The sequence below is a fragment of the Macrococcus animalis genome, assembly GCF_047425875.1.
In the GTDB taxonomy this organism is placed as follows: domain Bacteria; phylum Bacillota; class Bacilli; order Staphylococcales; family Staphylococcaceae; genus Macrococcoides; species Macrococcoides animalis.
In genome coordinates this window covers 2,033,088-2,058,787 of sequence record NZ_CP179727.1, presented here as the reverse complement: position 1 = coordinate 2,058,787, position 25,700 = coordinate 2,033,088, and the positions used below count along the sequence as shown (strand labels likewise).

Sequence of the window (25,700 nt, the reverse complement as noted above, 5' to 3'; positions counted from 1 at the left end):
ATGACTTTAATTGAATATGTTGATAATACCGATATTCTCCCACCAAGACTTTGCGATACCGCTTAATATTGGTGTGTAATTAACGATAATGTTTGAAATAAAACTACCTTCTAAATGTTCTTGAACCCAACCATTTGGCATCATTGAAAATAAGAACAAGATGATAAATAGCAACAAGTAACATTCAATAAATCCGAGAAATGCACCAAGTGTTGCATTCATTTGTTTCAGTAACGGTAATTGCGCTATGTAGTCAAACACAGTTGCTACAATTTGCAGGATGACTTTACTAACAAAGAAAATAATAATAAAACTTACAACGTTATAGAAAGTCATTTCATTTGTTATCATATTTAAGAATTCTGATTTGTAATTTCCTTCAGCAGATGGAAATGGAATAATCAGAACAAGATGTTTCGCAAGTTCTGCATAATACAAACGTGCAATAATAAAAGCACCAATCGTCCCAATCAAATGTAACGATTGTAAGATAAATCCTCTTCTTAACCCAATCACAGTACCTAGGATTAAGAAAAATAATAATAAAATATTAATCATTTTGTTCGCCTATTCTTTCTATGTTGATTAACTTTTGCTTTAAAATTTCGTATTCTTCTTGCAACTTCACATAATCGTCCATAATATTAACTGCCGCAAGTACAGCTTTACGAGAAGTATCAAGTCCCGCGCTCATACGAGCAATTTCATTAATACGGTCATCAACAAGACTTGCCACATGTCGGATGTGACTTGGCTCATCTTCACCAATAATCGTATAATGTTGGTCATAAATTGTTACAGTGATACGATTTTTAAATTCTCCCATAAAATCACTCCAACATCGTCATTTATTACTGTTTATGTTACCATTTTTATAGGAAGTTATACAATAAAAACATATTGATTTACAAAAATTACGGAGTGAAGTCATAATGAGCTCAAATGTTTACCAATTAGATGAAAATACAGCGAGTAAAGTAATTAGTTTTTTACCAAGCAGTGATAGTAATTTACCTACTGGTTCGAAGTATCGAAAAAAAATAGAAGGACACACTGTCACTGTTTATAATTCAAATAAATTCATGGTACAAGGCAGTGCAAGTGAAGCCATTGCAGTGAAATTACTTGGGAATGCAGGCATTAAAGTTGCTGGTAGCAATACAAGTAAAAAAAAGAAAACTGGAAGTGGTCAATCAATATCTTATGATGCCTTCAACTGTATCGGCAGTGACGAAGCCGGTTCTGGAGATTTTTTTGGACCTATGACAGTTGTTGCGAGTTACGTCTCTAAGAAAAATGCTGAAATCTTAAAGGTACTTGGCGTGATGGATTCGAAAAATTTAAAAGATGATAAAATTATCGCTTTGGCAGAACAAATTATCCCCATTATCCCGCATTCATTACTCGTACTGGACAATTCAAAATATAATGAACGAAAAGCAATGGGATGGTCACAAGTTAAGATGAAAGCAGTATTGCATAATCAAGCGATCCTAAATGTATTAGATAAAATTGATGGTGAACCACTGGATTATATTGTCATTGACCAATTTGCCGTGCAAGGTGTATACGAGAACTATGCATTAACTGCTATACCTGAACGTGATAAAACCCGCTTCGAAACGAAAGGTGAATCAAAATCCATCGCGATTGCCGCAAGTTCGATTATCGCACGTTATGCATTTGTGAAATATTACGATGAAATCATTCGTGAAACCGGCATACATATTACTAAAGGTGCCGGAGCGAAAGTTGATTTAGAGGCTGCGAAGATTATTTCTAAAAAAGGTATAGCCTACTTGGACAGTGTGACGAAGAAAGATTTTAAAAATCGTGCGAAAGCACTGGCTTTAGTGAATAAGAAAAAATAGGAGTGATTGAGTATGATGGATTACTTATATATGACGTTTGGTGTACTCGTATTTGTGTATTTGCTGTGGTATATCAAGGTGAACTTGATTGATCGACGCAAGAAGTGACTTTTATTGTAGTGGAATGCTACTTGTATTCACTAATCTATGAGCACGCGGCTGTATTCTCTCTTTACAGCCGGCTTCTCGTTTATTCTTTTTCTAATTTATAAGCACGCGGCTGTGTTTTCCATTTACGGCCGGCTTCTCGTTTATTCTTTTTCTAATTTATAAGCACGCGGCTGTGTTTTCCATTTACGGCCGGCTACTCGTTTATTCTTTTTCTAATTTATGAGCACGCGGCTGTATTTTCTATTTACGGCCGGCTTCTCGTTTATTCTTTTTCTAATTTATGAGTATACGGCTGTATTTTCTTTTTTCTGGCGCGTATTATTTCAATAAAAATATATCCATCAACTTTCCTTATACACATACACTTCTTCAAATTCTTTTATTAAAAATTCATCAATATTATGTGGTAAATAATTACTGTCTTTATACGTTCCTAATTTTTGATACTCTTTTCCCAAAACTTCTTTAGCCAATGTTCTACCTACCCCAGTAAATGCAACCACATCACTTACAGTAACACCTCTTTGCTTCAACACGTAAATTGCATCGAACGCAAGACGGACAACTTCTTTTTTCGTATATTCCCAGCCGCATTGGCATCGAACCTTTTTCGCATTCTTCTCAAAGAACGGCAAAAACTTACGACACTTCGTACATTTCACACCTTTTTTCAACGCATCAAAAGGGTAATAATGAATGCGGGGATGCATTCCTTTATGATCATAGTGTTCAACAAAGATACGTGCGATGTCCATTTCTTCATTTGTAACTTCTCTTCGATTCAATCTTTCTACTAATTTACTAATATCTTTATCAAATAAAATTCTTTTATCCCCATAAAATCCAGTAACATTAAATTGTTCACCCACAAAAATTATAAAACTTACAACTTCATATCCAAGCCCAAATTTATCTACAAATCGTTGTAATCTCATATGCTGCTTGGTCTGCAATGCCAAAGGATTATGAATGACATATCCATTTTCACTGACAAAATTGCCATTCACATAATTATATTGTCCCACGTAGTATTTCGTATCAAAATGCATGATTGTCCCATCAGCCACAAGAATAAAATCATACTGTGATTGACCATTTAACCTGAGTCGCATATCCCAAATCTTCGCTCCACCAATACAATCTTTAATACGTTCGTAAAAATATTGCTCACCGATTAAGCCTTTCTCTGTTGTATACAAATAATCTTTATCAAATTGATCCATTTCATATCTTCCTGAAACCTCCAAAATATATCGCTCATATGAATTTAGAACACGTGTCTTCAAAAACAAATCTTTCACCTCATTTAACATTAGTTAACACAAAACAAATATACAACACTACAAAAGTAAAACACAACAAAAAAAGACCATCTAAAAAGATGGCCTTATATGTGTATTATCCTCTTAATTTCGCACCAGTTGCTGTTAAGTTTTCTAATACTTTATCGTAAATTGGTTTAATATCTTCATCAGTTAAAGTTTGTTCTGGGTTTAAGAATTCTAAGCGAATTGCTACAGATTTCTTGTCTTCAGCAATATGCTCACCTTGGTAAACATCGAATATTTTTGCTGATTGCAATAACTTAGTTTCTGTTGCTTCAATAACTTTAATCAATTCACCAGTATCCATTGTACGCTCAACTTCTAAGGCGATATCACGACTTGTACCTGGGAATTTCGGAATCATATTATAAAGAATTTGACCTTGTGCATCATTTAATAATCCTTTTAAATCCAATTCAAAAATGTAAGTTTCATTTAAGTCATTATCAGATTCAAATGACGGATGTAATTGTCCTAAGATACCTACTTTAACTTCACCAACATAAATATCAGCACTACGTCCTGGGTGTAATAATGTTTCTTCCGAACGTTTGTAGGCAAATTGAATGCCTAATCGTTCGCTGATGGCTTCGACAATACCTTTAACATGGAAGAAATCAACAAGTTCTTTTTTACCTTGGTGGTAACTTGGCGTTACTTCTCCAGTAATAATCCCTGCAATGTGCTCTTCTTCAGACGGTAATTCTTCACCTTCAACTTTATAGAATGTATTCCCAACTTCATAGAATGCCACATTCTTCATTTGACGTGCATTATTGTATACGACAACATCGACTAAATGTGGAATTAATGATTGACGTAATTCAGCATGATCTGCACTCATTGGCATTAATAATTGTACTGTTTCTGCTGATTTTAAAGCAAATTGTTGTGCTTTTTCTTTAGAAACTAAAGCATAAGTTATCGCTTGGTTTAATCCTAAACCTTGTAACAGTGATTTCACAGCACGACGTTTCGCTTGGTAATCTGTTAATCCCACTTGTTTATTTGTTTTAGTTACAGGTAATGTCGCAGGGAGTGCATCATATCCATAAATACGTGCGACTTCTTCTACTAAATCCTCTTTAATAGTGATGTCACCACGTCGACTAGGAACAACAACACTAAATGCATCGCCATCGACTTTTGATTCAAAACCAAGACGCTCAAAAATACTTTTTATTTCAGTGTTTGTTATTTCAAATCCAATTAAACGGTTAATATCTTCCGTTGTAATTTCAACGTTTGTCGTTAGCTCTGGTAAAGTTCCAGCAGCAACGATACCGCTTAATACTTCACCTTGTGCATTTTCTTGTAAAAGGTAAGCTGCACGGTTTAAAGCATCTTCTACGAATTCCGCTGCAACACCTTTTTCAAAACGGCTAGAAGATTCAGAACGTAAGTTTATACGTCCAGCAGTTTTACGAATATTTAAAGGTGCAAACATTGCAGATTCAATTAATACATTCACAGTATTGTTTGTTACTTCAGAGAAATCACCACCCATAACTCCAGCAAGTGCGACTGGCTTTTCACCGTTTGTAATAACGATATCAGATGCTAGTAATTTACGTTCTTGATCATCTAAAGTTGTCATGACTTCTCCGTCATTCGCATAACGTACTAAAATTTCTTTAGAACCTATTTTATCGTAATCGAACATATGTAATGGTTGACCAAACTCTAACATCACATAGTTCGAAACGTCTACTACGTTATTGATTGGACGAATACCCGCTTTGATTAATCGGCTTTGAATATACTCAGGTGATGGTGCGATTTGTACATTTTTAACGACACGTGCTGCATAATATGGACTTGTTTCTGTATCTTCAATATTAATTGAAATATAATCACTTGCCAGTTCAGCTACTTCTTTAATTTCAGAGTTAGGAAATGATAAGTCTTCTTCATATAATGCACTTGTCTCATACGCAGTACCAATCATAGACATACAGTCACTACGGTTCGGAGTTAAACCTAATTCCATAACTTCATCATTTAAATCCAATGCTTCTAACGCATCTTGACCTGGTTTAACATCACCTGTGAACACATAAATACCTTCAGCATATTGTTCTGGCACTAAATTAGATGCAATCCCTAATTCACCTAAAGAACAAATCATACCATTTGATTCAACACCACGTAATTTTGCTTTTTTAATCTTAATACCGCCTGGTAAACGCCCACCAGGTAGACAAACAATAACTTTTTGGCCAGCATCAACGTTAGGTGCACCACAAACGATTTGTAATGTCTCTGCTCCAACATTTACTTGACACACATTTAATTTATCAGCATCAGGATGTTTTTCTTTTGATTCAACAAAGCCTACGACTAAGTTTTTAATGTCCTTTTTATAATCAATAATTTCTTCAATTTCAATACCACTACGCGTAATTTTTTCTGCAAGTTCTTCTACAGGTAAATCAACTTTAACGTAATCACTTAACCACTCTTTACTTACTAACATCTGCATTACCTCCATCTTCAGCACGTAAGAACTGTGTTACAAATCGTAAATCATTAGTATAGAAATGACGGATATCTTCAATACCGTATTTCAACATAGCGATACGGTCTGGACCCATACCAAATGCAAAACCAGAATATTTCTTAGAATCAAAACCAGCCATTTCAAGTACGTTTGGATGTACCATACCTGCACCTAAAATTTCAATCCAGCCTGTGCTTTTACATACGTTACAGCCTTTTCCTTTACATTTGAAACATGAAATATCAACTTCTACTGAAGGCTCAGTGAACGGAAAGAAACTTGGGCGTAATCGGATTTCACGATCTTCACCGAACATCTTCTTCGCGAAATATTCTAACGTTCCTTTTAAATCACTCATTTTGATGTTTTCATCAACGACTAAACCTTCAATTTGTGTAAATTGATGTGAGTGAGTCGCATCATCAGAGTCACGACGGTAAACTTTACCTGGACAAATAATTTTAACTGGTCCTTGCCCTTTTCGTGATTCTAAAGTACGCGCTTGTACTGGAGAAGTATGTGTTCGCATTAAGACTTCTTCAGAAATATAGAAGCTATCTTGCATATCACGTGCTGGGTGTGATTTAGGTAAATTTAATGCTTCAAAGTTATAGTAGTCACTTTCAACTTCGTAACCTTCAACAATTTCATATCCTAATCCAACAAATAAATCTTCAATATCTTCAACGATACGGTTCAGTGGATGGCTTGCACCACTTGTAAGTTCTTTTCCTGGTAACGTAATATCTATAGTTTCACTTGCTAATTTTTTATTAATCATCTCACGTTGAATCTTTTCTTCAACCTCAGCAATTGCTTTTTCAACAGTTTGACGTGCATCGTTCACTAACTGACCAAACATCGGTTTCTCTTCATTTGGTAATGACTTCATTTCTTTCATTAAACTCGTAATGACACCTTTTTTACCTAAGTAAGACACTTTAATATCTTGTAATTCTTTTTTCTCAGAAATCGCTTGTACTTTTTGTACAGCCTCTTCCTTCAACGCTTGTAATTTATCCTTTAATTCCATTGTTATGCCTCCCTAAATATTTAGAAACAAAAAAATCCCTTCCATCCCTGATGAAGGGACGAAAAGAATTCCGCGGTACCACCCAAATTTACACACCTGTGCACACTTGTTGATGATAACGGTATCTACCGGCTTAATTTCTTATTAAGCAACCAAAAAGATGAAAAAATATGTATCCATGACTATCTCTCACCAAACGATAGTTCTCTTAACACTTCCACATATTACGTCTTTTTATCGGTTCTTTATTTCATTAATACCTATTATAATCAATTAAAAAATTATATTCAACCTATAATTGGTCTTGTTTATCACGCTTTTCAAGTTCACGTACACGTTGATCTAGATTTTTATAACCTTTTCGACGTTTAGATAAATAAATCAATAGTGAAATGGCGATAAGAATATAAATAAATAACAATAATGAAAAAAGTACAGTACCCCATTCAATACTACTTGTTGTTTCTATCATACTTTTTAGCCTCCTCTAGTAATTTCTCCTCATCAGTTGGTCGATTGTTTTTATCAAAACAAAAACCAGTGAACAATATGATAATATAAGAACTCATGATAAAATCGGGATTATTTGTATAGTATTGCCAAGCAAGTAAAGCAAAATATATAAGAAATAAAGCAACCATGAAAAATAAATGTATCTTCCAATTGATTTTCGTTCGATTTGCGCGATGTATTTCATTTGGTAGTTCACTTAATTTAAATAACAAGAATCCAATCGATATAAACCAAATAAATGGTGTTTTACTTTTAAGTTCTATAGCATTTCGTTTTTCTTCTGTTAGCTTATAAAAAGCTTCATTATAAATATCCGGTTCATCTTTAATGATATAGAAACCAATTACCATTAGAATTATCAAAATAAAAAATGAAACCCAACTTTGTTGCTTATATCTTTTCAAATCAATACTCAGTTTCGTATCAAACATCGTTTTAAAATAAAAAGTTATTGCGTCAATCATTTAACTTTACCCAACTTCTCTTCATCCGACGTAGCATAGGCATTAGCACTAAAAATAAAATTAGCAAATATTAATATAAAAATTCCGGGTTGCATAAATTCAGGCTTAGATAAATAATAAAAAGTTATTTCAAACAAGATATAAATGAAATAAAAAAGTAATAAAATGGCTACTTTTTTCTTCCAATTCTTATTGAGCATATTCGCACGATGTATTTCATTTGAGATTGTTAATAAGTTAGTGCACAACATCATGAAAAAGAACATCGATTGATACTTCAATTGATGACTTAATTCAAATTTAATTTGCTGTTTTTCAGATAAATCATAATAATAATCTGGATATCCAAAAGCATCTGAAAAAATCCATAATAATACTAACGCAATTGGAAAAAAGAATAAAAATGCTACCCAGCGTTGTCTTTTATATCTCTCAATCCCAACTTTAATATCCGTCCTAAAAAATGTATTGAAAAAGAACTTTAATTCTTCCATCTTTTCAATCAACTCCTTATGACAATAATAACATTAAATGGAACTTATAGAAATATTAATCGCAATTTTGTCATAAAATGTTACAAAAAAATAACCCTTAGCATTGAAGGATTATTTGTTATCTTTTATACCCATTATCATATCTAAGCGTATTAAATTATTTTCTTGCATATCTTTCTTAAAGAACAATGTGCATAATGCTTTATCTTCTATCAATTCATGATCACTATTTTCTCTTGTAATTTGTAACACTACGATATTACATATCCTCTTTTCAGCATTATAAATCACTTCAAAATTCCACTCTTGTTCACTTTCAAATCTTTGTTGAAATAATCCAATTAATTCATTGTAATCCATGACAATCTCATCACAATTATCTTTTAAAAATTTAGCTTTAATATCAGGAGATATTATTTTTTTTACTTTTTCTATATCTTGGTTACTCCAAGCCGCTAAAAGATGAAAATACGCCATTTCACAACACTTCTCTCTATTGATTAGTTTATATTAATTGATATAATAATATTCCTGCACAAACGGCTACGTTTAAGCTTTCTGCTTTCCCATGAATCGGTACATATAGGTTCTCATCTGTTTGATTCAATATCGATTCATCTACACCTTGTCCTTCGTTGCCTAACACGAGCATGAATTGTGGTGTTGTTTCAACTTGTTTATAGTCCGTCGCATCTTCTAAGCTCGTACCAAACACTTTACCTTGTACTTTTGATTTTGCTTCTTCAAAATCCATTTCAAATACAGGTATATGAAATACACTTCCTTGAGAGGCACGTAAAACTTTATCGTTATAAATATCAACTGTCCCTTTTGCAATAATTACTGCATCAATGCCAGCTGCATCTGCAGTTCTGATAATAGTCCCCACATTGCCTGGATCCTGAATACGGTCAAGATAGAGTACTTGATTCAATTCAATTTTATTTGGTTCTGGTATATTACACACCGCATATATGCCTTGTGGTGCTTCTGTTTGTGATAATTTTTCTGCAATTTTAAACGTAATTTCAAATTGTTGCTTACTATTTTCAATCATCACTTCTGTCAATTTATCCGGTGTTACCGTTAATATCATTTCAATATCTACATTACTTTTTGCTGCTTCTTCAACAAGATGAAACCCTTCAATAAGAAATTGATTTGATTTCTTACGTTCTTTTCTTGTATGTAATTTTGCGATTTGTTTAATTTTTAAATTATTGACTGACTCAATTAATTCCATGATATACCTCTCTCAACTTTAGTAACTATATTATGACTCATGTTCATTCATAATGATACTAAATCCTTCTCTATTTTTCGATAAACCTTCCATAACTTTATGCCAATCATGCCCATTCTGAGAAAACATTTCATCCATTAAATCACGCTGTGCCTGGTTTAATGTTTCGATAAGATCATAACCAGCTTTCGTAGGATGTAATTCTTTTAGACGTTTATCACTTACAGCAGGTTGTTCCGTTATTAATTCTTTTTCTTTTAATACTTTTAGCGTGTTGTGTGATCCTTGTTTAGAAATCTCAAGCACTTGTAACAATTCTTTTTGTGTGATTCCAGGTTTCTTACAAATAAAAAATAAAAAGCGATGATGCTGTCGATGCATGCCATACTGTTCAATTATCTTATCTGCAGTAGTAATGTAAGTTTTATAGGCAAAATAGAATAAAATATGTTCGTTATCTCGCTCAGTTGTCATTATTGTTTCTCCTTAATTATCTTACTTCCATTATATACTCTCTTTTAAAATTTTCAATTAATAGGTCAACTACATTGACTTAATTGACATAAAATAATATACTTAATATGTAAATATCGAATAAGGGGAGATAAATATGAAACAAAGAATCGGTCAATTACTTTTAGATACACTAGCTGTTAACGGTGTCGATAAAATATTCGGTGTACCTGGGGATTTCACCCTAGCTTTTTTGGATGATGTAGTAAGTCATGAAAAATTAGAATGGATTGGTAATACAAACGAACTGAATGCAGCATATGCGGCCGACGGTTATGCACGAGTTAAAGGATTATCTGCAGTGAGTACTACATTCGGTGTGGGAGAACTAAGTGCTGTAAACGGGATTGCTGGAAGTTACGCTGAACGTGTTCCAGTTGTTAAAATTGCAGGCGGACCATCAAGTGTAGCACAACAAGAAGGTCGTTATGTCCACCACTCATTAGGCGAAGGTATTTTTGATTCATATACTAAAATGTATGAACATATCACATGTGCTACAACAACATTAACAGTTGAAAATGCACAAACTGAAATTCCTCGTGTGATAAATGCTGCCATTCGCGAACGTCGCCCAGTACATATTCACTTACCGATTGACGTTGCATTAACTGAAATTGAAGTGACAGATGCACCTGTAGCATATCAACATGCGTCAAAAGATGTAAGCCAGTATATTGAAGCTGTGAAAGAACGCTTAGCATCAGCAAAACAACCTGTCTTCATCGTTGGACATGAAATCAATTCATTCGATTTACATGAGCAATTAGAAGAACTTGCGGATCAGACAAATATACCAGTTGCACAATTGTCATTAGGTAAATCTGCATTTAATGAAGAGAATGATAAATACTTAGGTATTTATGATGGGAAAATTGCAGAAGAAAATGTACGTAATTATGTGAATAGCTCTGACTGTATCATCAACTTAGGTGCAAAATTAACAGATTCAGCAACAGCTGGATTCAGTTATGAATTTAATATTAATGACGTGATCTTCATGAACCAAAATGATTTTAAAGCAGGATCAGTGATAAGTGACGATGTTTCAATCATCGACTTAGTCAATGGATTATCTTCAATCGATTATAAAAATACATCTGACTATCCTACTTTCAAACGCTCTAAAATGGATTACGAATTAAACGACGCACCATTAGAACAAGAAAACTACTTTAAGTTAGTTAATGCATTCTTAGAAAAAGATGATATCTTACTTGCTGAGCAAGGAACATCATTCTTTGGTGCATATGACTTATCATTATACAAAGGTAACCAATACATTGGTCAACCATTATGGGGATCAATCGGATACACATTCCCAGCACTTCTTGGAAGTCAACATGCTGACGTAAACCGTCGTAACTTATTGTTGATCGGTGATGGATCTTTACAACTAACAGTTCAAGCATTATCTACAATGATTCGAACAGGCATTAAACCGATTATATTCGTAATTAATAACGATGGTTACACTGTGGAACGTTTAATTCACGGTATGGAAGAACCATATAACGATATTAAAATGTGGAACTACAAAATGTTGCCTAAAGCATTTGGTGCAAAAGATGAAGTCGTAGTGCATGATGCGAAAACTTCAAATGAATTAAAAGCAGTTATGGATAAAATCAACGCAGACAAAGAGCATTTACACTTTGTTGAAATCCATATGGCAGTTGAAGACGCTCCTAAAAAATTAATCGATATTTCTAAAGCATTCGCAGAAGCGAATAAGAAGAAATAAAATATGATGACCTGGACGTTCGAAATATTTTCGAACATTTGGGATTTTTGATGAAATATGGTGTTGAAATTTTCCTGTTTATGGTTGTCTGTGCACTAAAGATAGTAGTTTCACTCATAGAATTCAAATTTATTACAAATCCTGCCCGAACATTTTTAAGTTCGGGCAGGATTTGTAAGTTAATTATAGTTCTTGCCCCAACTCATTCAAGTTGGGGCATCCATTACAAGTATTTAACAATATTATTCGATCCAATCTCATATTCAAACACATCTGGCATCTTCATTTCAAGAAATTCATCATAACCAAATACACCATCTGTCAAATGATTGAATAATACTGAAAATGATGTCCCATGACCACAAATGATAATATCACCTTCACTCATTTCGACCAATATTTCAAAAGCAGGAACTATCCTGCTTTTCACTTCATTCAGAGATTCACCATTTTTTAATTTATGATCAAAATCGCTCCATTGTTGTTCAGCAAATGCCGAGAAATTATCAATCCAATCCCCAACTGTTCTCTCATATAAGTCATGTACAATTTCAACTTCAATCGATTTATCATCAGCAATTAGTTGCACTGTATCAATCGCGCGTTTAAAAGGACTAGAAAAAATCCTCATAATTTCTTTATCTTTAAATACCTCAACTAATCCATTAGCTAATAATATACCTTCCTCAGTCAATGGTGCACTTACATCATGTTTAAAACGAATATCACGAATAGAGTGTCTAATAAAATAAATTTTACGCATATCTTCACCTCGCATATTTCTCTACTTTTAACCCCATCTGTTTTAATTCACCAGCGAGCTGATTATCTATTACTCTAACTTCATATTCATGAGCGATAGAATATAAGACACTTTTACCATGCTTTAAAAAAGCGATATCTATATCTAATTCTATTGGCGAGTAGTCCTGAATAGATTCTTTATAAAAACAATTAAATAACTTTATCTCATTAACGACACGTTGATTATAATGAAAATAATACAGATTTCCTTGAGTACCTGGCCATTTCCTTCGTACTTTCATTTCGATAAATTCAGGTAATAGGTTTTGATAGATAATCGTTTGAGTAAAATCTTCACCCAATGTAGACGTTATTAATATCGTATCGGCATAGTCCAATAACTTTCGAATCACTATACGATATGATTCTTTATCGTTTGATTTTAAGAATTGCATTATATCCACTCCCTAAATTTGACACCCTACTCCAATATTTCGTGGTTCGAAAAGTGTTTTAATAATTCATTCATTACGGTTACTTCATCTATTAGCACGATTGTTTCTGAACTATCCATAGCTATGATTTCAAAAATAGCTTTACTTTCAATATGAGATAACCCACCTTTCCAAATATCGAGGTCCTCAGTAACATCATAAATTACAGCATCTCTTTCGATCTCTTCCCAACTCAATTCATTCGGAAAACCTGATAGTACACCCCATACCCATTGAACATCTGAGTATTCTTTTAAAGTTCTTAATAACGTCTCACCATCCATTAATTGATGACTTGGATGATCAAACGGAAAATCAGCATAGAGAAAATCCCCATTATGTTCTTGTGCATTGATTTTCCACTTTAATGATTTCACATATGGCTCAATATGCTTTAGAACTTCATAAGGATATGTTACATAGCCATCTTCATTTAAGGGTATACTATTGATTTTCATCATTATTTCACCTTATCTTTCTTTCCTTCTCTTCTAAAATAAATAATTGCTAAAGTACCAAAAATCACATTCATTACTGTATAAGTAATCAACGAAATATTAATGTAGTTTTCACTCTCAGGATTTCCATTTGTGAGTAGCGTACCTAATAAATCTGGTAATAGAAGATAAACCATAACACCTACAAAGAACCAATGCTTTAAAATAATACATATAACAATAAAAACAATGGCAATAAAAATTCCTATAAAGAAACTGTATTTATCATCTAGACTTGCTAAGCTTGGACTTTTGTACTTTCTCATAAATAATTCTCCTAAAATCATAAATGCAAGCATTGCCATTGACATAGCTATTACTAAAAAATATGTTTTTTTTGTATCCCCATATTTTATTAGTAAATTTTTCATTATCCACAATTCTAGTGGTGCAATTACAAAGATTAATAAGCTATAATAAACCACTTTGTATACAGAGACATCAAAATCTCCTTGAATTAAATTAGGAACTGTAAAAAATATGATTGCTGAAAGTATCATCAAGAATATAAAACTAAATATCCCTTTATCAAACGGCAATTCACTCGAAATTGACTTAATATAATCTTTAACCGATCCACCTGTTACACTTTCAACACTTTCTCCTCTTAATTCTGCTTCGTATAAATGATCTCGAAGTTCTTCCTCAATTGCATCGATATCTTCATCTTTTTTTCCTCTTGATGCTAATTCTAATCTCAATTGTAATAAAAAATGTTCCGCTTCATTACTTAACATCATCAACACTCCTCATTAAATTATTAATACCTGTATTCAACAAACTCCATTTTTCTTTAAATAGTACAAGCTCTTTCATACCTTCATCTGTAATCGAATAATACTTCCTTTTTGGACCACCAGTATCTGACTTTATCATACGAGTAGTAACATAACCTTTTTTATCAAGTCGAAGTAACACTGGATAAATACTTCCATCACTAATTTCAGGAAATTCATTTTCTTTAAGCTTTTCTAAAATTTCATAACCATATGTCTCACCTTGTGAAATTAGACCTAAAATCGCTCCATCTAGCAACCCTTTCATCATTTGATTATGTACTGACATATAAAACCTCCACACTCAAGATAGCTATCTTATAATATAAGATAGTCTAGAAAATAAAAAAAGTCAACTATCTTATAATAAAAGATAGTTAGACTTTAATATCAGTATATAAAAATACCCACTTCACAGTGGGTATTAGCTTGCTTTCGTTTCGAATATATAATCATTCGTTAGATCATTTGTAATCGTTAACTCATAGTCTAACCCACGTGCGTCAGCACCTTCTACAAGTGCATTAATTTCTTGCCAATTAAAGTAACTTTCTGCTGCGACTAACACACTTGCTACGACTAAAATCATCATTGCTACTATAGCGAATCGCATTAAATTCTTCTTCATATTGGCCTCCTTAGTTGATTTGTTTCTATTTTACCACAATCAACCAATTCACTCAACACTAGTAAGTTTGACTGATGATCTGCTCCACAACCGTATCATCTAATCCTTCAACAACTGCTGTCATTAATTTCACAGCATTAGCGTAATCTTCTCTATGCATCATCGACACATTACTATGAATATAACGCGTCGGCACTGCGATTGTTACAGCAGGTACACCAGTATTACTTTGTGCCACATGCCCTGCATCAGTATAACCTCCTGTTAAGTGGTCAAACTGAATATTGATACCTTGATCTTTTGCAACATCCATAATGTATTGCTTGAAACATACATGCGCGATGTTCCATGCATCCGACAATACAATCACAGGTCCTTCACCCATCTTCGCATTGCTCTCATTCTCCATACTAGGCGTTAATGAACAGAAACATACATCCATCGCAATCGCCAAACTAGGGTTTACTAAATTTGCGGCTGTCTTAGCACCTCGTGACATTGTTTCCTCTTGTGTAACAGCACCTGAATATAGATTTATCTTTGGATTTGTCACATTTTTAGCTACTTCATACGCTAACGCACAACCAAATCGATTATCAAAAGCTTTCGCTAATAAATAATTTGGATTCTCCATCTCTTCAAATTCTGAATATGGTGTAATGCAATCTCCAACTTTAATACCTGATGCAATCGTTTCCTCATAAGATGCTGTTCCAATATCAATAAACATGTTATCTAAACTTACTTTATTACGGTCTTCAGCACTTAAAACATGGGGTGGTTTTCCACCTATTACACCTCGAATATTTCTGTCTTTCGTATGAATCGTCACTTTTTGACTCGTCATGACGATGGGTGACCAATAGCCAAGGTTCGTAAATTTAATAAATCCTTGTTTCGTAATTTCAGTAACCATAAATCCTATTTCATCTAAGTGACCAAGAAGCATTATTGAATGTTTACTATGTGTCTTTCTAACGCCAAAAATACTGCCCGTATTATCTCTTACCGTTTCAACATTAATCGTATCAAACAAACTTTGCATTAATTGTGTCATCGGCAATTCAAATCCTGATGGTGCATTTGTATCTGTCATCGTCTTAAGTAAATTTATCTGTTCGTCCATGCTTACAACCCCTTAAAATAGCATTTATATTATTATATATTACACATAATTACTTAAGAATATACCAATTGCAGTTCCAATATAGTTTCCTATAATATAACCAAGCGTTCCAACAACTAATATAGGTCCTATTAATTTGTGCCACCCCTTCGCGATTGCTAACGCTGCAGCTGTTGTAGGTCCACCAACGTTGGCATTACTCGCAAGTAATATTTCTTCTAAGTCCGCACCAATTAATTTACCTCCAATCAAACTAATGACCAAATTCAACATCGCAATAATAAATACGAATACAAGTAATAGAGGTGCAGTTTGAATAATGAGTGGAATTGACGCAGGAATTCCTAATACAAAGAAAAATAAATATATTAAATAAGTTCCAAACTCACTACTCCCATTCATTCGTTTAAAAAACTTAGGGAATAAAAGCAGTAATATAAATGTAATCGTCGTTAGTATTAAATATTTATCAGTCACAATGCCTGTAAACATTTCATATAAGAGATTGTCGTCCGATTTAGGAAAAATATGTGTCATCAACTCAGATAATTTAAACGACACTGCAACGATGAAAAACGCAGACCCAAAATTTAATGCGATATCAAGCAAAGATATCTCTTTACGACTAAAATAATCTTCACTCCCGGCAATATGTTGACCTTCTACTTCATCAATATGTGGTGTATTAAATTTAAGTTTGAAAAATTGAATTGCCGGTATTGCCATTAACGTTAATATAAATATGGCCGTCATTAAATTATCTGCAACAACTGCAGCTGAAATCACATCTTTCGGTGGATCAAACTTTAATGCCATGGCAGCGAAATTTACACCACCACCAATATAACTCGCACTCATCATCGCACTCAGTTTATCTAAATAAGGAATATGATTTTTAAGCAAAAAGAATGCAACAAATGTACCTACAACCGTACCCACTGAACTGAGTAAAAATATTCCGAGTAAGCGACCACTTTCTTTCCAAATGGCTTTGATATCAATTTGAAATAACAGTAACGGTAGAGCAAGTGGAATAATGAATCCCCAAACCTGATCATAAACTATTGATTCTGTTGGTATAACTTTAAAATTAGAGAGTAACAACGCTAAGATTAAAGCAATAATGGCACCTGATATTTTCGCTGCCCATTTAAATTTCAACTCTAAATAAATACTTAAACTACTAAAGATAACGATAATCGCCCATAAAGACATTACATCATCTGCTGCTATTAATGATTTCATAAAAAACCCCCTCAATTAAATAATATACTTCTAATTTATCAGAATATTCTTTATTATTGAAGAGTATTTCATATTTTATAATCTTTTCGCAAACTTTTCTTTATATTCTTCTGCCAATGCATCCACCTTTAATGCTTTCTCAATCAATGCTTTATTTTTCTTATCACCATATATTAACGTGTTGAATTCATGAAGCGTAAAGCCAATATCATCTTTCTTCATCAATTCCAATTGACTATTAGGTGCGACCATCCCTTCAACCAGTACTCTAAAATAACAACCTGTAGCACGACTCGCACACATCATCTTCACAATATCAGGAACGCCATGGACTTGAGCAATCGTATTACATGGTCCTCTACCTTCACTCACTTGAATCAGTGCGTCACCGAGCTTAAATATGTCACCAATGCAAATCGTATCTTTATCCAGACCGACTGTTGTAATATTCTCACCCATTAAAGTATAAGGTGTATCTAACACCATATAATCTTTCCATAACGCATAATCATTGAAATCATATAAGCACACTGCCTTATTCACGCCACCATGCGCTTTATACACTTGATTGTCTCCTACAAAACCTGTCACTGTCAGTAATGTAGGTCCTTCTATTGGATATTTGTAATAAGCAGTGCGCTTACCTTTGCCATTCACATTCATCTTTTCAACTTTACCAATACAAATGCGTTTCACTTCATAATACATATGATCACCTCTTTTTAAATAGTTTACCCAAACATTTCAACCAAGTAAAATAAGAAAAGCCACCCATATGGATGGCTATCATTATAAATTTAAATTTTTACGGTTAAATAATATTAGATTTACAGCAAACAGAACTGCAATAATCCCAATGGCGATGCCGTAATTCATTATTAAATCTGCATCTCCACTCGAGACTTCAGCACTGTCATATAAACTAAAAATCGTCAGGTTTTTCATCCATTCAAAGTCTTCACTTAACTTTGCACCAATTGAAAATCCATACATAATGAGTGCCACAAAACTCGCAACAAGTATGCCATGTCTTACTTCACTAAATATAAGCATACACGTTAATGTAAATAGACAAATAATTAAGAACACGATTGTGCCTAATACATTTAAGTGAAATAAATCCCAAAAATTATAATCCGGTTTTTCAACAATCCAATTGATTAATCCAACACAACCGAGCGCCATAAGAATTCCAAGTACGACATGAGCAATGATTGCCGCAACTTGAATTTGACTCATGATAGAAATACGTGAGAAAGGTAAGTTCATAATATTCGCAAAGGATTTATCTTCTATCCCTTTGCCTAACAGTTTATTTGGCAACATAATTGCAAAACACAACATCAAAATAATAAAAATCATACCGTAGTATTCCATCGCAATAAACTGATTAATATCTTGTAACCCAGAACTCATATTGAAGATTGCATTTAATTCTTTTGGCATTTGTTTAATCATCTCTTCTAATCCATCCATCTTCTCAATCGTTGGATAAATATAGACGATCATCAGTAAGTAAATCAATGCGCCAAATAAAAATGACATCATAAAGGTCAGTGACTGTTTCATATAATAATTAAATAGCGTCATTTTGCTCACCTCTATCATAAAAATGTAAAAAGATTTCTTCGAGTGTTTCATTTTCAATATTGATATGCTCGATATTAAACTTGCTCAGTTGTTGAATGACATCGTTGGTTTGTCCTTTAATATTAAGTCGAACATTAACCCCATCTCTTGTACTATCCGGGAATAGCACACTAAACTGTTTGGCATCCGTTTCTGATTTAAATTGAATGATATAATGCTGACGCGCATTCGTTTGAATTTGTTCAATATTATCTAAGTCAACAATGCGCCCGTCTTTAATGATACAGATGATATCACATGTACGAGAAACTTCTGTAAAGCTATGCGAGCTCATTAGAATGGTAGTCCCTTTCGCTTTCTCTTCATTGATTAATTCTAAAAAGATTTGCTGTACCAATGGATCTAGACCAGACGTTGGTTCGTCCAAAATTAAAATACTAGGTTCATGCATTAAGCTTTGGATGATGGCTACTTTCTGCTTCATCCCTTTACTCATTTTACCGATTTTAACCTTTTCATCGAGTTGTAATCTTCTTACGAGTTCATCTTTTCTAGTTGTATCATTCATTCCTCTTGCTTTTAACATAAAATCCAAATAGCCTTTACCGGTCATATCATTGATTAAACTAATTTCACCTGAAATATATCCTACTGATTTTTGAATCTTCTCTCTATCTTTGAAAGCATCCATCCCATTGATTGTTACACTCCCAGAAGTCGGTTGCATAAATCCCATCATCATACGAATCGTCGTGGATTTACCGGCACCATTTGGTCCTAAAAATCCAAAAACAGAACCGGGTTCAATATTAAAATTTAAATCAAATACGCCTTTGTCGTTACCGAACTTTTTCGTTAAATTTTTTACTTCAATCATCGTTTACACCCCTTTATAATAGACTTTTCTTAAGTTTTCAATATATGCTTCAAATTCATTAAATAGCGTGTCGTAATTATTGTTTTGGATCATTTCATCCGTTATTTTTGGCATCAACCGTTGCTCATACCCAACAATGGAATCTTGAATCATTAACATCAATATTTGTTGATCGATATCATCTCGAAAAAGCGAGAAATCGATGCCTTTGTAAATTGCACTAAATGCTTCTATTCTTATCTTTTCATAACGATTCATTTCCTCTTCATTGAGTAAATCTATTTCTTGAGTAAACACACGCGTTAAAAATCGTGTCATATCTGGATAGCGGTGCATCAATTCTGCCTTTTTTTTCGTATATTTAGATATCCTTGTAATAAAATCAGGATCATTAATCGATTGTTCATAAAACTTTTCTTCAGAGAAATCCATTGATAATTTTATTAACGTATGGAACAACGCTTTTTTGTTATTGAAATAATAAAACAACATACCTTTACTAATACCAGCTGCCGCAATAATTTCATTTGTCGACGTCCTTTTATAACCATGTTCAGCAAATATTTTAAAACATGTGTTTAATATCGTTTGCTGCTTTTCTTCATCTAATTTTAAAAATGCTTCATTCATAACTCCACTCCTTTGACCAATCTGGTCAATATCATTATAAACTGATTGACCGTATTGGTCAATAAATATTCAAAAAATAAAAAGCTACTCCATTGAGCAGCTTTTAACTTAAAAATCAGCTATTTATTCTTCTTTTTCTTCTTACTTTTCTTTTGCACCACTTGAATTTTATTACGTTTGAACTCCGGCATTTCACTCACTTTTTTCCCACCTAATCGCCAAAGTCTTACTTCGGTATAAACGGCTTTTAAAAGTTGCGTTAATCGTTCAGTCGGCACAATACTGATCATATTCTTAGCACCTAAATCCGCAATAAACTCAAAAGATGTTTCAAAGCTATCTGTTACACGGAAAGTTTCAATGATTTCTGTATAAAGTGATTCAACTTGCTGATTATATATCACTTCACCCTTCATATTTCGCTTTAACTCTGCTTTTAGTTCGCGTGTATTCTTACTTGGTTCGACGTATGCATTTTGGACGAATTTATACACCGCTTCTTTTGTATTTGGCATATAATATTCCATGCTACTAAACATCGCATCTAAATCAAGCTGTTGATGTGAATAGAGTTCATGCTTAATCCAATTTCCTTTCATATTTGGCACTAAATTAGGGAAGAACGTCTGAATGTCTTTCAAAATCATGTCACGCGTTAATTTTTCTTGATATAACTTTAAATAGACTTGTTGCATAATATCAATACGTGTAAAGCCGTATAGATTCAATATCCCACGGTAAAATTTAATCTTCTCAATTTCTTCATTTAAGTTGCCATAGTGCTTTTGATATTTCTTAATATGGGCTGCAACATCATTCGGTAAAAAAAGTATTTCATTAAATGTATGTGCAAATAAGAATATTTCTCGCGTTGCACCTTTCATATATGTAAAGTTATCATAGTCAAATTGTAATGCGTTCTCGATGTTTAATAGCAATTCATAATCCATATATTTCAGCATTTTATCAAGCATCGTAAAGTCTATGAAAAATGCATCATGTATTAAATTGATTTGTGTTTGCTTATCTTCATGGATATCAACTTGATAAAACATAGCAATGGCCTTTAAATCCTCAATATCAACATGATTTAAGTGTTCTTTTAAAGGTTTGTTACCATGGGTTTGAATCATTGTATCAATTTGTTCTTCCATTGCCATTTGTTCGATATATCCTGAAATATTCGCATCAAATGCAACTTGCTCTGCTTTGATTTCCGCTTCAGTTGGTGGCTTTATTTCAGGAAATTTATTGTTGAGAATGTGCTGATTATAACCATTGATAATTTCAATTGGCATAAAGAAAATATCACCGTGTGTTGCTTCAATTATGCCTGCTTCAACTAAATTGGGTAATATAACTTCCGTTTGAATACTATCACGATTAATATTTAAGCCGCGTTCAGCAAGCATCTCTAAATAAACGCTTTCTGTATCATTTAACTTATGTAAAACATCAAATACATTTTGTTCGATTATAGTCATATTTATACTCCTTATTAATAAAAAAGCTTGAACTTATGAGTTCAAGCTTGCATTCACTTTTATTTTTGATGGATTGATTTTAATATTAAACTGCGACTCAAGTAAAGACACAGTTTCCATATCATCAGTAATGACTTCATCAAATCCATGAATCGATAATATTTCTGAATGAATGGTTTGATATTTCTCTTGGATGTCATCATCATTTAACTGATCTATTGCATAATAAAAACCGCCATTATCATACATTTCAAGAATGGTCTCGATGTCTAACTTTCCTTTCGATACAACAAGCTTACGCATCCCAAACTCAGGTAAGGTTTCATACCAAGATAATCCTTCACGTACATTGATAACATCACCAATAATAATCATTGCTGGGTGCGTCACTTTATGTTCAATCACTAAGTCATTAATCGTAGATAAATCACCAATCACTGTTTTCTGATACCCATAACTCGCATTACCGACGACTGCTACCTTTAAATGTGCATCCATATCTTTTGATAATACTTCAACAATTTCAGGTAATGCCTTCATCCCCATATATAATGCTAATGTGCCACCTTTAGCAAGTGCTTGGAAATCAATTTCTTTTAAACTATCTTTTTGTAAGTGTCCTGTAGAGAACGTTACATGCGGTGCATGTGCACGGTCTGTTAATGGAAATCCTGAATAAAGGGCAGCGGCACTCGCACTTGTAATGCCTGGAATCACTTCATATAGATACTTTCCTTCTAAACTATCTACTTCTTCAGATAAACGTCCAAAAATGCCTGGGTCGCCTCCTTTGAGACGAACAACCGTATGACCAAGTGCAGCCTTTTCATTAATAATACGATTGATTTCATCTTGCGCTTTATACTTCACATCAGGATTTTTACCCACATAAATAAGTTCACATTCACGCTTTGACAATTGGAGTAATATTGGATTGACTAGTCGATCATAAATGATCACATCTGCTTGTTTAATACGTCTTATAGCTTTATAAGAAACAAGACCAGGGTCTCCTGGTCCAGCTCCTATAAATACGACTTTACCTAGTCCATCCATATAAATAACTCACCGTTATCTACTTCTACTTTATATGTTGAAACACATCCGTCTGCTTCATCTGGCGCTTGAACTTGTCCATCATTTAAGTTAATTTTTCTGTCATGTAATGGACAGAACACATAATGTTCACTCACAGTCCCTTCTGATAAAGGACCATTTTTGTGTGGGCAACGGTTACCAATCGCTTTAATTTCGCCTGATTCAAGTAAGAAAATACCGATTTCTTCTTCTTTCACAAATACTTTTTTACCGATTTGAGGTTCTAATTCAGCTACATTGAATAATTTGATTTTTTCCATGATTATACGCGCTCCACTTCATACATTTTTCGTTTTTCTTCATCTGTTGCGATTTGTTTCCAAGGCTCTTCTTGACGTGCTTTGTTCGCTTCCATTAAGCGGTCATATAATTCTTTTTGACGTTCTGGATCAAGTAATACTTCTTTCACATTATCAAATCCTAAACGTTCCATCCATGGTGCTGTACGTTCAGCGTAAATACCTGTTTCACGGTAATATTGCATCATTGCACCACATAATTGTACGACTTCATCATCAGTTGCTACTGTCGTTAATAATGTTGCGGCTTTAACTTCTGTACCACCATTACCTCCAACAAAGATTTGGAATCCATTTTCTACAGCAATAACACCAAAATCTTTTACGCCTGATTCTACACAACTACGTGGACAACCAGAAACACCGATTTTGAATTTATGTGGTGTATCAATGTATTCGAATGTTGATTCTAATCGAATTGCAAGAGATGTTGTAAATTGTGTACCGAAACGACAGAACTCTTTACCAACACATGATTTAACTGAACGTAATTTTTTACCGTAAGCAGATGCTGAGCGCATGCCTAAATCTGCCCATACTTGTGGTAAATCTTCTTTTTTAAGTCCGAATAATCCGATACGTTGCGCACCTGTAATTTTTACTAAAGGTACATCATATTTTTTCGCAACTTCACCTAATTTAATTAATTGATCAGGATCTGTTACCCCACCTTGCATTTGTGGAATGACTGAGAATGTACCATCATTTTGAATATTCGCATGGAAACGCTCATTTGCATAACGTGAATCTTTTTCGTCTTCATGTTCATCTGGCCAACACATATTTAAGTAGAAGTTGACTGCTGGACGACATTTTGGACATCCACCTAAGTTTTTGAATCCTAATACGTGACGCACTTCTTTAGAAGTTTTTAATCCTTTTGCACGAATCTGTGTCACGATTTGGTCACGAGAAAGTTCAGTACATCCACAGATACCTGTAGGTCCACCTGCTTCAAACTTATCACCTAATGTGTAAACAAGTAAGTCAGCGATTTGACCTTTACATTTACCACAAGAACCACCTGCTTTAGTATGCGCTGTTACTTCTGCAACTGTTGTTAAACCTTTTTCGTGAACAGCTTTAACGATTTGTCCTTTAGAAATACCGTTACAGCCACAAATTGTTTCATCATCATCCATTGTTTCAACACTGATTGCATCTACTTCTCCAGCTTTGTGAAGTAAAGAAACTAATGTAAATTCTTCAATCGCTTCTTCTTTTTTCATCATATTGTAGAAACGGTTACCTTCTTCAGTATCACCGTAAAGTACCGCACCGACAACTTTACCTTGTTCTACGAATACTTTTTTATAGACATTATCTAATCCATTAAATACTTCAATACCGCGTGTATTTTCACCTTCATAAATCTTACCTGCACTGAATAAGTCACAGCCAGATACTTTAAGTGATGTAAATGTCGTTGAACCGTGATATCCATCCGTTTCAATACCTGTAATGTGATCCGCTAATACTTTACCTTGTTCGTAAAGTGGTGCTACTAATCCGTAAACTTTTGAGTTATGTTCAGCACATTCACCTACAGCATACACGTCTGGGTCATTCGTTTGCATAAAATCATTTACGACAATACCACGACCAATTTCAAGTTCAGCTGCACGTGCTTGTTTTGTTACTGGACGAATCCCAACTGCCATGACTACTAAATCTGTTTCGATGACTGAACCATCGCTTAAGCGAATCGCTTCCACTCGATCTTTACCAATGATTTCTTGGGTATTCCCTTGTAACTTAAATTTCATACCTTGTTTTTCTAAATCTGCTTTTAACATTTCTCCAGCTTTACGATCTAACTGCATTTCCATTAACCATTCACCTAAGTGAACAACCGTTACGTCCATGCCTTGATCAAGTAAACCACGGGCACATTCTAAACCTAAAAGACCTCCACCAATAACGACGGCCTTTTTAAAGTGACGTGCTTGTTCAATAATATATTCAGTGTCTTTGATTGTTCTCCAACCGACAACACCTTCTAATTTCACACCATCAATCGGTAACATGAATGCTGTCGAACCTGTAGCGATGATTAATTTATCATACGCTACTGTAACACCTTTTTTCGTTGTTACTGTTTTATTATCTCTATCAATTGATTCTGCTTTATCATCATTGATTAAAGTGATATCTTGTTCTTTGTACCATTCATAATCATTAAGAATTGTTTCTTCAATATCCATTTTCTTTTGAAGAATATTTGATAGCATAATACGGTTATAGTTCGGATAAGGTTCTTCTCCGATGACTGTAATTTCAAATAAATCTGGATTACGATCTAAGATTTCTTCGATCGTACGAATACCTGCCATACCGTTACCAATCATAACTAATTTTTGTTTCATGTTATTTACTCCTCTGCTATATCAGTAATTTTTTA

29 protein-coding genes and 1 other annotated feature are annotated in these 25,700 nt (G+C 33.7%); of the genes, 2 read left to right on the top strand and 27 right to left on the bottom strand.

Translation table 11 applies throughout. From position 1 onward, the window contains the following. Positions 1-6 precede the first annotated feature (6 nt). Both ACMGE9_RS10880 and zapA read right to left on the bottom strand, forming a co-directional pair. A complete protein-coding gene (locus tag ACMGE9_RS10880) occupies positions 7-558 on the bottom strand; it encodes a CvpA family protein (protein WP_414042791.1) in 552 nt (183 codons plus the stop codon). After that, the gene (gene zapA / locus ACMGE9_RS10875) at positions 551-826 is read right to left on the bottom strand and encodes a cell division protein ZapA (RefSeq protein WP_096076217.1); all 276 of its coding nucleotides are present in this window, start codon (positions 824-826) and stop codon (positions 551-553) included. Before zapA ends, ACMGE9_RS10880 begins: the two co-directional genes overlap by 8 nt. Before the next feature lie 106 nt (positions 827-932). On the opposite strand from zapA, the gene rnhC reads away from it, so the two are divergent. Further along, positions 933-1,871, top strand: a complete 939-nt coding sequence (gene rnhC, locus ACMGE9_RS10870; protein ID WP_414042790.1) for a ribonuclease HIII — start codon at positions 933-935, stop codon at positions 1,869-1,871. A gap of 452 nt (positions 1,872-2,323) precedes the next feature. Here rnhC and ACMGE9_RS10865 read toward each other — a convergent pair whose 3' ends face one another. The 9 genes from ACMGE9_RS10865 to ACMGE9_RS10825 all read right to left on the bottom strand — a co-directional run bounded on the left by ACMGE9_RS10865 (position 2,324) and on the right by ACMGE9_RS10825 (position 10,031). Next, positions 2,324-3,205, bottom strand: a complete 882-nt coding sequence (locus ACMGE9_RS10865; RefSeq protein ID WP_414042789.1) for a nuclease-related domain-containing protein — start codon at positions 3,203-3,205, stop codon at positions 2,324-2,326. A gap of 175 nt (positions 3,206-3,380) precedes the next feature. Then, the gene (gene pheT, locus ACMGE9_RS10860; protein ID WP_414042788.1) at positions 3,381-5,783 is read right to left on the bottom strand and encodes a phenylalanine--tRNA ligase subunit beta; all 2,403 of its coding nucleotides are present in this window, start codon (positions 5,781-5,783) and stop codon (positions 3,381-3,383) included. After that, a complete protein-coding gene (gene pheS, locus ACMGE9_RS10855) occupies positions 5,770-6,840 on the bottom strand; it encodes a phenylalanine--tRNA ligase subunit alpha (protein ID WP_414042787.1) in 1,071 nt (356 codons plus the stop codon). The genes pheT and pheS overlap by 14 nt, the downstream gene beginning before the upstream one ends. 51 nt (positions 6,841-6,891) lie before the next feature. Further along, positions 6,892-7,090: a binding site (T-box leader), on the bottom strand. Between the two features lie 42 nt (positions 7,091-7,132). Further along, the gene (locus tag ACMGE9_RS10850; protein WP_414042786.1) at positions 7,133-7,312 is read right to left on the bottom strand and encodes a hypothetical protein; all 180 of its coding nucleotides are present in this window, start codon (positions 7,310-7,312) and stop codon (positions 7,133-7,135) included. After that, positions 7,293-7,817: a hypothetical protein gene (locus ACMGE9_RS10845; RefSeq protein ID WP_414042785.1), complete on the bottom strand. Its 525-nt coding sequence runs from the start codon at positions 7,815-7,817 to the stop codon at positions 7,293-7,295. The genes ACMGE9_RS10850 and ACMGE9_RS10845 overlap by 20 nt, the downstream gene beginning before the upstream one ends. Next, complete coding sequence (locus ACMGE9_RS10840; protein ID WP_414042784.1) at positions 7,814-8,311, bottom strand: hypothetical protein; 498 nt, start codon at positions 8,309-8,311, stop codon at positions 7,814-7,816. The genes ACMGE9_RS10845 and ACMGE9_RS10840 overlap by 4 nt, the downstream gene beginning before the upstream one ends. 111 nt (positions 8,312-8,422) lie before the next feature. Further along, positions 8,423-8,788, bottom strand: coding sequence for a hypothetical protein (locus ACMGE9_RS10835; RefSeq protein ID WP_414042783.1), 366 nt, complete (start codon positions 8,786-8,788; stop codon positions 8,423-8,425). A 28-nt stretch (positions 8,789-8,816) separates the two neighbouring features. Then, positions 8,817-9,554, bottom strand: coding sequence for a TrmH family RNA methyltransferase (locus ACMGE9_RS10830; protein ID WP_414042782.1), 738 nt, complete (start codon positions 9,552-9,554; stop codon positions 8,817-8,819). 30 nt (positions 9,555-9,584) lie between these two features. After that, positions 9,585-10,031, bottom strand: coding sequence for a MarR family winged helix-turn-helix transcriptional regulator (locus ACMGE9_RS10825; RefSeq protein ID WP_414044494.1), 447 nt, complete (start codon positions 10,029-10,031; stop codon positions 9,585-9,587). Positions 10,032-10,164: 133 nt separating this feature from the next. Here ACMGE9_RS10825 and ACMGE9_RS10820 point away from each other — a divergent pair, with 133 nt between their 5' ends. Then, positions 10,165-11,811 carry an alpha-keto acid decarboxylase family protein gene (locus tag ACMGE9_RS10820; RefSeq protein ID WP_414042781.1) on the top strand — a complete coding sequence of 549 codons (1,647 nt, stop codon included), beginning with the start codon at positions 10,165-10,167 and terminating at the stop codon, positions 11,809-11,811. Between the two features lie 223 nt (positions 11,812-12,034). Here the strand turns inward: ACMGE9_RS10820 and ACMGE9_RS10815 are convergent, their stop codons facing one another. The 16 genes from ACMGE9_RS10815 to nirB form a co-directional block, all read right to left on the bottom strand. Continuing rightward, positions 12,035-12,574: a histidine phosphatase family protein gene (locus ACMGE9_RS10815; RefSeq protein WP_414042780.1), complete on the bottom strand. Its 540-nt coding sequence runs from the start codon at positions 12,572-12,574 to the stop codon at positions 12,035-12,037. A 4-nt stretch (positions 12,575-12,578) separates the two neighbouring features. Beyond that, positions 12,579-13,010 carry a hypothetical protein gene (locus ACMGE9_RS10810; RefSeq protein WP_414042779.1) on the bottom strand — a complete coding sequence of 144 codons (432 nt, stop codon included), beginning with the start codon at positions 13,008-13,010 and terminating at the stop codon, positions 12,579-12,581. A gap of 26 nt (positions 13,011-13,036) precedes the next feature. Next, complete coding sequence (locus ACMGE9_RS10805; RefSeq protein ID WP_414042778.1) at positions 13,037-13,510, bottom strand: hypothetical protein; 474 nt, start codon at positions 13,508-13,510, stop codon at positions 13,037-13,039. Beyond that, positions 13,510-14,286, bottom strand: a complete 777-nt coding sequence (locus ACMGE9_RS10800; protein ID WP_414042777.1) for a hypothetical protein — start codon at positions 14,284-14,286, stop codon at positions 13,510-13,512. The genes ACMGE9_RS10805 and ACMGE9_RS10800 overlap by 1 nt, the downstream gene beginning before the upstream one ends. Beyond that, positions 14,273-14,611, bottom strand: coding sequence for a PadR family transcriptional regulator (locus tag ACMGE9_RS10795; protein WP_414042776.1), 339 nt, complete (start codon positions 14,609-14,611; stop codon positions 14,273-14,275). Before ACMGE9_RS10795 ends, ACMGE9_RS10800 begins: the two co-directional genes overlap by 14 nt. A 135-nt stretch (positions 14,612-14,746) precedes the next feature. Continuing rightward, positions 14,747-14,950: a hypothetical protein gene (locus tag ACMGE9_RS10790; RefSeq protein WP_414042775.1), complete on the bottom strand. Its 204-nt coding sequence runs from the start codon at positions 14,948-14,950 to the stop codon at positions 14,747-14,749. A gap of 58 nt (positions 14,951-15,008) precedes the next feature. Further along, a complete protein-coding gene (locus ACMGE9_RS10785) occupies positions 15,009-16,076 on the bottom strand; it encodes a M42 family metallopeptidase (protein WP_414042774.1) in 1,068 nt (355 codons plus the stop codon). 39 nt (positions 16,077-16,115) lie between these two features. Next, complete coding sequence (locus ACMGE9_RS10780; RefSeq protein WP_414042773.1) at positions 16,116-17,321, bottom strand: DUF819 domain-containing protein; 1,206 nt, start codon at positions 17,319-17,321, stop codon at positions 16,116-16,118. A 75-nt stretch (positions 17,322-17,396) separates the two neighbouring features. Then, a complete protein-coding gene (locus ACMGE9_RS10775) occupies positions 17,397-18,029 on the bottom strand; it encodes an MOSC domain-containing protein (RefSeq protein WP_414042772.1) in 633 nt (210 codons plus the stop codon). Between the two features lie 81 nt (positions 18,030-18,110). Next, the gene (locus ACMGE9_RS10770; protein WP_414042771.1) at positions 18,111-18,911 is read right to left on the bottom strand and encodes a hypothetical protein; all 801 of its coding nucleotides are present in this window, start codon (positions 18,909-18,911) and stop codon (positions 18,111-18,113) included. Beyond that, complete coding sequence (locus ACMGE9_RS10765; RefSeq protein ID WP_414042770.1) at positions 18,898-19,788, bottom strand: ABC transporter ATP-binding protein; 891 nt, start codon at positions 19,786-19,788, stop codon at positions 18,898-18,900. The genes ACMGE9_RS10770 and ACMGE9_RS10765 overlap by 14 nt, the downstream gene beginning before the upstream one ends. 3 nt (positions 19,789-19,791) lie before the next feature. Continuing rightward, a complete protein-coding gene (locus ACMGE9_RS10760; RefSeq protein ID WP_414042769.1) occupies positions 19,792-20,418 on the bottom strand; it encodes a TetR/AcrR family transcriptional regulator in 627 nt (208 codons plus the stop codon). 119 nt (positions 20,419-20,537) lie between these two features. Beyond that, positions 20,538-21,902, bottom strand: coding sequence for a hypothetical protein (locus ACMGE9_RS10755; protein WP_414042768.1), 1,365 nt, complete (start codon positions 21,900-21,902; stop codon positions 20,538-20,540). 33 nt (positions 21,903-21,935) lie between these two features. After that, positions 21,936-22,958 carry a uroporphyrinogen-III C-methyltransferase gene (cobA, locus tag ACMGE9_RS10750; protein ID WP_414042767.1) on the bottom strand — a complete coding sequence of 341 codons (1,023 nt, stop codon included), beginning with the start codon at positions 22,956-22,958 and terminating at the stop codon, positions 21,936-21,938. After that, positions 22,946-23,260: a nitrite reductase (NAD(P)H) small subunit gene (locus ACMGE9_RS10745; RefSeq protein WP_414042766.1), complete on the bottom strand. Its 315-nt coding sequence runs from the start codon at positions 23,258-23,260 to the stop codon at positions 22,946-22,948. The genes cobA and ACMGE9_RS10745 overlap by 13 nt, the downstream gene beginning before the upstream one ends. A 2-nt stretch (positions 23,261-23,262) precedes the next feature. Beyond that, on the bottom strand, positions 23,263-25,665 hold the full coding sequence (nirB, locus tag ACMGE9_RS10740) for a nitrite reductase large subunit NirB (RefSeq protein WP_414042765.1): 2,403 nt from the start codon (positions 25,663-25,665) through the stop codon (positions 23,263-23,265). Positions 25,666-25,700: the final 35 nt, after the last annotated feature.

Bases quoted from the DNA above. Each gene is read 5' to 3' on its own strand.
- ACMGE9_RS10760 (WP_414042769.1), bottom strand. From the start codon at position 20,418: ATGAATGAAGCATTTTTAAAATTAGATGAAGAAAAGCAGCAAACGATA.
- ACMGE9_RS10820 (WP_414042781.1), top strand. From the start codon at position 10,165: ATGAAACAAAGAATCGGTCAATTACTTTTAGATACACTAGCTGTTAAC.
- ACMGE9_RS10865 (WP_414042789.1), bottom strand. From the start codon at position 3,205: ATGGATCAATTTGATAAAGATTATTTGTATACAACAGAGAAAGGCTTA.
- ACMGE9_RS10775 (WP_414042772.1), bottom strand. From the start codon at position 18,029: ATGTATTATGAAGTGAAACGCATTTGTATTGGTAAAGTTGAAAAGATG.
- pheS (WP_414042787.1), bottom strand. From the start codon at position 6,840: ATGGAATTAAAGGATAAATTACAAGCGTTGAAGGAAGAGGCTGTACAA.
- ACMGE9_RS10800 (WP_414042777.1), bottom strand. From the start codon at position 14,286: ATGATGTTAAGTAATGAAGCGGAACATTTTTTATTACAATTGAGATTA.
- ACMGE9_RS10810 (WP_414042779.1), bottom strand. From the start codon at position 13,010: ATGCAATTCTTAAAATCAAACGATAAAGAATCATATCGTATAGTGATT.
- ACMGE9_RS10880 (WP_414042791.1), bottom strand. From the start codon at position 558: ATGATTAATATTTTATTATTATTTTTCTTAATCCTAGGTACTGTGATT.
- ACMGE9_RS10745 (WP_414042766.1), bottom strand. From the start codon at position 23,260: ATGGAAAAAATCAAATTATTCAATGTAGCTGAATTAGAACCTCAAATC.
- ACMGE9_RS10785 (WP_414042774.1), bottom strand. From the start codon at position 16,076: ATGGACGAACAGATAAATTTACTTAAGACGATGACAGATACAAATGCA.
- cobA (WP_414042767.1), bottom strand. From the start codon at position 22,958: ATGGATGGACTAGGTAAAGTCGTATTTATAGGAGCTGGACCAGGAGAC.
- ACMGE9_RS10845 (WP_414042785.1), bottom strand. From the start codon at position 7,817: ATGATTGACGCAATAACTTTTTATTTTAAAACGATGTTTGATACGAAA.
- pheT (WP_414042788.1), bottom strand. From the start codon at position 5,783: ATGTTAGTAAGTAAAGAGTGGTTAAGTGATTACGTTAAAGTTGATTTA.
- ACMGE9_RS10765 (WP_414042770.1), bottom strand. From the start codon at position 19,788: ATGATTGAAGTAAAAAATTTAACGAAAAAGTTCGGTAACGACAAAGGC.
- ACMGE9_RS10840 (WP_414042784.1), bottom strand. From the start codon at position 8,311: ATGGAAGAATTAAAGTTCTTTTTCAATACATTTTTTAGGACGGATATT.
- zapA (WP_096076217.1), bottom strand. From the start codon at position 826: ATGGGAGAATTTAAAAATCGTATCACTGTAACAATTTATGACCAACAT.
- ACMGE9_RS10755 (WP_414042768.1), bottom strand. From the start codon at position 21,902: ATGACTATAATCGAACAAAATGTATTTGATGTTTTACATAAGTTAAAT.
- ACMGE9_RS10790 (WP_414042775.1), bottom strand. From the start codon at position 14,950: ATGAAGAAGAATTTAATGCGATTCGCTATAGTAGCAATGATGATTTTA.
- rnhC (WP_414042790.1), top strand. From the start codon at position 933: ATGAGCTCAAATGTTTACCAATTAGATGAAAATACAGCGAGTAAAGTA.
- nirB (WP_414042765.1), bottom strand. From the start codon at position 25,665: ATGAAACAAAAATTAGTTATGATTGGTAACGGTATGGCAGGTATTCGT.
- ACMGE9_RS10795 (WP_414042776.1), bottom strand. From the start codon at position 14,611: ATGTCAGTACATAATCAAATGATGAAAGGGTTGCTAGATGGAGCGATT.
- ACMGE9_RS10780 (WP_414042773.1), bottom strand. From the start codon at position 17,321: ATGAAATCATTAATAGCAGCAGATGATGTAATGTCTTTATGGGCGATT.
- ACMGE9_RS10815 (WP_414042780.1), bottom strand. From the start codon at position 12,574: ATGCGTAAAATTTATTTTATTAGACACTCTATTCGTGATATTCGTTTT.
- ACMGE9_RS10850 (WP_414042786.1), bottom strand. From the start codon at position 7,312: ATGATAGAAACAACAAGTAGTATTGAATGGGGTACTGTACTTTTTTCA.
- ACMGE9_RS10805 (WP_414042778.1), bottom strand. From the start codon at position 13,510: ATGATGAAAATCAATAGTATACCCTTAAATGAAGATGGCTATGTAACA.
- ACMGE9_RS10835 (WP_414042783.1), bottom strand. From the start codon at position 8,788: ATGGCGTATTTTCATCTTTTAGCGGCTTGGAGTAACCAAGATATAGAA.
- ACMGE9_RS10770 (WP_414042771.1), bottom strand. From the start codon at position 18,911: ATGACGCTATTTAATTATTATATGAAACAGTCACTGACCTTTATGATG.
- ACMGE9_RS10830 (WP_414042782.1), bottom strand. From the start codon at position 9,554: ATGGAATTAATTGAGTCAGTCAATAATTTAAAAATTAAACAAATCGCA.